Raw genomic sequence first — 3,598 nt, 5'->3', positions numbered from 1 at the left:
ATCTCTGAACTGGTGAGGCCCGCCAGATTGGCGGGCCTTGTTTTTTTAGTCGTAGAGGACGGCCTGGATTTTTGGGTCGTCGATGTTTGAGGCGTCATAGTAGTAGAAGCCTGTGTCGATGAGGTCTGGCACCTCTTGACCTTTGGTGGCCATGACGGCGGCTTTGACGGTTTCATAGCCGATGCCGACCGGGTTCTGGGTGATGGCGCCCGCCATTAGGCCATTGCGGATGGCGTCGGTCTGCGCCTTGCCGCTGTCATAGCCGATGATTACCAGCCCCTCGGTGCCCAGCTCCTGCACACCATTCACCACGCCAATGGCGGAGCCTTCGTTGGTGCCAAAGATGCCGTTCAGGTCTGGGTTGGCTGTCAGGATCGCCTTGGTCACCTCGGTGGATTTCAGGTGGTCACCCTGACCGTATTGCACCGTCACCACTTCGATGTCGGGGTATTTCGCTTCGATGCGGTTCACAAAGCCGTCGCGACGGTCGATGCCAGTGCGGCTGGTCTGGTCGTGTGCCACAACCGCCACCTTGCCTTTGCCACCAATCAGCTCCGCCATTTTGTCTGCCGCCATGCCCGCGGCCAGCGCGTTGTCCGTGGTGGCTGTGGACAGTGGGATGTCGCTGTCGACACCGCTGTCAAAGGCCACAACCGGAATGCCCGCCTCATTGGCCTGACGCAGCAGCGGGATTGCCGCCTGGCTGTCCAGCGCCGCAAAGCCAAGCGCCGCCGGCTTGTTGGCCAGCGCCGCGGCCAGCATGTCGATCTGGCGGTCCACCATGGTCTCATTGTCCGGGCCTTCAAAGGTGATGCGCACACCAAACTCATCCGCCGCCTGCTCGGCCCCGGATTTCACAGCCTGCCAGAACTGGTGCTGGAAGCCTTTGGACACCAATGGGATGTACAGTTGGTCCTCGGCCAGCGCCATGGACGCAGGGCCACTCATCACGGCGGCGCTCAAGGCCCCCAGAATAAAACGACGTGTCAGCATGATTTTCTCCTCCAGATGTTCGTCACGCATTTCAGTTACTTAAATGTGGAACGCGCCCCCGTGCGCGCGCCCCAAGCTCGGGCCTCAGCCCGATTTCTTGCGCCGCACCATATCGGCATAGACCGCCAGAATGATGATCGCGCCGGTCACAACGGTCTGCCACTCCTGCGCCACAGACAGCACGCGCAAGCCATTGGTCAGCACCGCCATGATCAGCGCCCCAATCAGGGTGCCCAGAATGGTGCCGCGCCCGCCAGACAGCGAGGTGCCGCCAATCACAACAGCGGCAATCGCCTCCAGCTCATAGCCCAGACCCAGAGCCGGCTGGGCCGAGTTCAGGCGCGAGGCAATCAGAATGCCGCCAATGCCACAGATGCCGCCGGCCAGCGCGTAAATGCGCATCTTCCAGCGGTCGGTGTTCACCCCAGACAGGCGCACCGCCTCCTCATTGGAGCCAAGCGCAAAGGTATAGCGCCCCAGCACGGTCTTGCTCAGGATGTAGGAGGCCGCCGCCGCCACCAGAAACAGGATCAGCACACCATTTGGGATCGGCAGCGCCGGGATCACCTCGCCAATCAGCGAGCCGCGCGAGATCTGATCAAAGCCCGGTGTGTCATTGAAGTAGATCGGCCGGGTGCCAGAGATCACCAGTGACAGCCCCTTCAGGATCAGCATCATGCCAAGGGTCGCAATGAACGGTGGGATTTTCATCTTCGCAACAAAGGTGCCAGAGCACAGCCCGCAGAGCGCACCCGCTCCAATCGCCGCAGCCACCCCCAGCAAAAGCGGCATGCCCAGATAGGTCAGAACCACACCAGCAATCACCGCACAGAAGGTCATCAACGTGCCCACCGACAGATCAATCCCGCCGGTGATGATCACCAAAGTGGCCGCCACCGCCAAAACGCCATTGACCGAGGTCGCCTGCAAAATCGCAATCATATTGGAAGTCTGCATGAAGTTTGGCGAGGCAATCGAGAAGCCGATCAGCAGCACGATCAAACTCGCAAACGCCAGGATCTTCTGATACGCCCCGGAATCTCCGAGCCCGGAGAGGGGGGATTTTTCGTCTACGTCGGTTGCCGTGCTCATTGTATTGTCTCCGCTACATGCATCACCGCCTCACGCTGGGTGGCCAATTGCATGATGTCTTCTTGAGTGGTGTCTTTGCCGCCGGGCAAAATCCCGGTCAGCCGGCCTTCACACATCACCGCAATCCGGTGACTGAGGCGCATGATTTCTGGCAGCTCCGAGGAGATCACGATGATCGTCTTACCCGCCTCTGCAAGCTCCTCCAGCAGTTTGTAGATTTCCGACTTCGCCCCCACGTCGATGCCGCGGGTCGGCTCGTCAAAAATCAGAATGTCGCAATCGCGCAGCAGCCATTTGGCAATCACCACCTTCTGCTGGTTGCCGCCCGACAACAGGCGCACCTCTTGCACATCAGAGGGCGTGCGAATGCCGAGCTGGGCGATATAGCCCTGTGCCGTCTCTGCCATGGCCGCCTCATCAAGCACCCCCACCGAGCTTGAGAACAGATCCATGGAGGCCAGCGCCACGTTGTCGCGCACGTTCATTCCGGTGGCGAGACCAAAGTGTTTGCGGTCCTCAGAGAGATAGCCAATGCCCGCCCCCACCGCATCGCTTGGGGTTTTGATGCTCACCTTGCGGCCATGCACTTTGATCTCACCGGCATCTTTCACATCCGCGCCAAAGATCGCCCGCGCCACTTCCGTGCGCCCCGCGCCCATCAACCCGGCAAAGCCGAGGATCTCACCGCGCTGCACCGTAAAGCTCACATCCCGGATCTCGCGCCCCCGGCTGAGCCCTGACACTTCCAGGGACACTTCCGCATCTTGCAGATCAGGCACCTCCAGCGGCTCTTCTGTCACCTCACGGCCCACCATCATCGCGATGATCTGGCTGATCGGCGTCTCAGCCGCCTCAACCACACCGACATATTCCCCGTCCCGCATCACCGTCACGCGGTCGGCAATCTGCTTCAGCTCATCCATCTTGTGGCTGATGTAGACAATGCCCACACCTTCCGACTTCAGGCGGCGAATGATCACAAACAGCTCTGCAATCTCCGCATCATTGAGCGCCGCCGTGGGCTCATCCATAATCAGCACCTTGGAGCGGAACGACAGTGCCTTGGCGATTTCCACCATCTGCTGCTTGGCGATGGTCAGGCTGCCCACAAGCGTTTTGGGATCCAGGTCCAGATTCATCGAGGCAAAGATCTCAGCCGTCTGCGCATTCAGCGCCGCCTCATCAAGACGGCCAAAACGCTTGCGCGGCTCACGCCCAATAAAGATATTTTGCGCCACGGTCAGATCGTTCATCAGGCTCAGCTCCTGGTGAATGATCCCAATCCCCAGATCCTGCGCCTCGCTTGGACTGGACGGGCTAACCTCCTGCCCCGCAATCTTCAGAACACCGCCGTCACGCTGATAAATCCCAGACAGGATCTTCATCAACGTACTCTTGCCAGCACCGTTCTCCCCCATCAAGGCGTGAACCTCGCCCGGCAAAAGATCAAACCGCACCCGCTTCAGCGCATGCACACCTGGGAAAAACTTATCAATCCCAGACATCTCAACCA

3 protein-coding genes are annotated in these 3,598 nt (G+C 59.9%); all 3 read right to left on the bottom strand.

Annotated features, from left to right (window positions below; all coding sequences use genetic code 11):
* Positions 1-45: 45 nt before the first annotated feature.
* Positions 46-993, bottom strand: a complete 948-nt coding sequence (locus J7413_RS20340; protein ID WP_209101840.1) for an ABC transporter substrate-binding protein — start codon at positions 991-993, stop codon at positions 46-48.
* 84 nt (positions 994-1,077) lie between these two features.
* Positions 1,078-2,085: an ABC transporter permease gene (locus J7413_RS20335; protein ID WP_209101838.1), complete on the bottom strand. Its 1,008-nt coding sequence runs from the start codon at positions 2,083-2,085 to the stop codon at positions 1,078-1,080.
* On the bottom strand, positions 2,082-3,598 hold a 1,517-nt coding region (locus J7413_RS20330), incomplete at its 5' end, for a sugar ABC transporter ATP-binding protein (RefSeq protein ID WP_247743661.1). The genes J7413_RS20335 and J7413_RS20330, both read right to left, overlap by 4 nt.

It is taken from the genome of Shimia sp. R10_1 (assembly GCF_017744095.1).
Classification (GTDB): domain Bacteria; phylum Pseudomonadota; class Alphaproteobacteria; order Rhodobacterales; family Rhodobacteraceae; genus Shimia.
The sequence above is the reverse complement of the archived record's forward strand: the minus strand, read 5'-3'. Positions and strand labels throughout refer to the sequence as shown.

What these genes read in the sequence shown, in the direction of transcription:
- J7413_RS20340 (WP_209101840.1), bottom strand. Translation starts at nt 993, where the DNA reads ATGCTGACACGTCGTTTTATTCTGGGGGCCTTGAGCGCCGCCGTGATG.
- J7413_RS20335 (WP_209101838.1), bottom strand. Translation starts at nt 2,085, where the DNA reads ATGAGCACGGCAACCGACGTAGACGAAAAATCCCCCCTCTCCGGGCTC.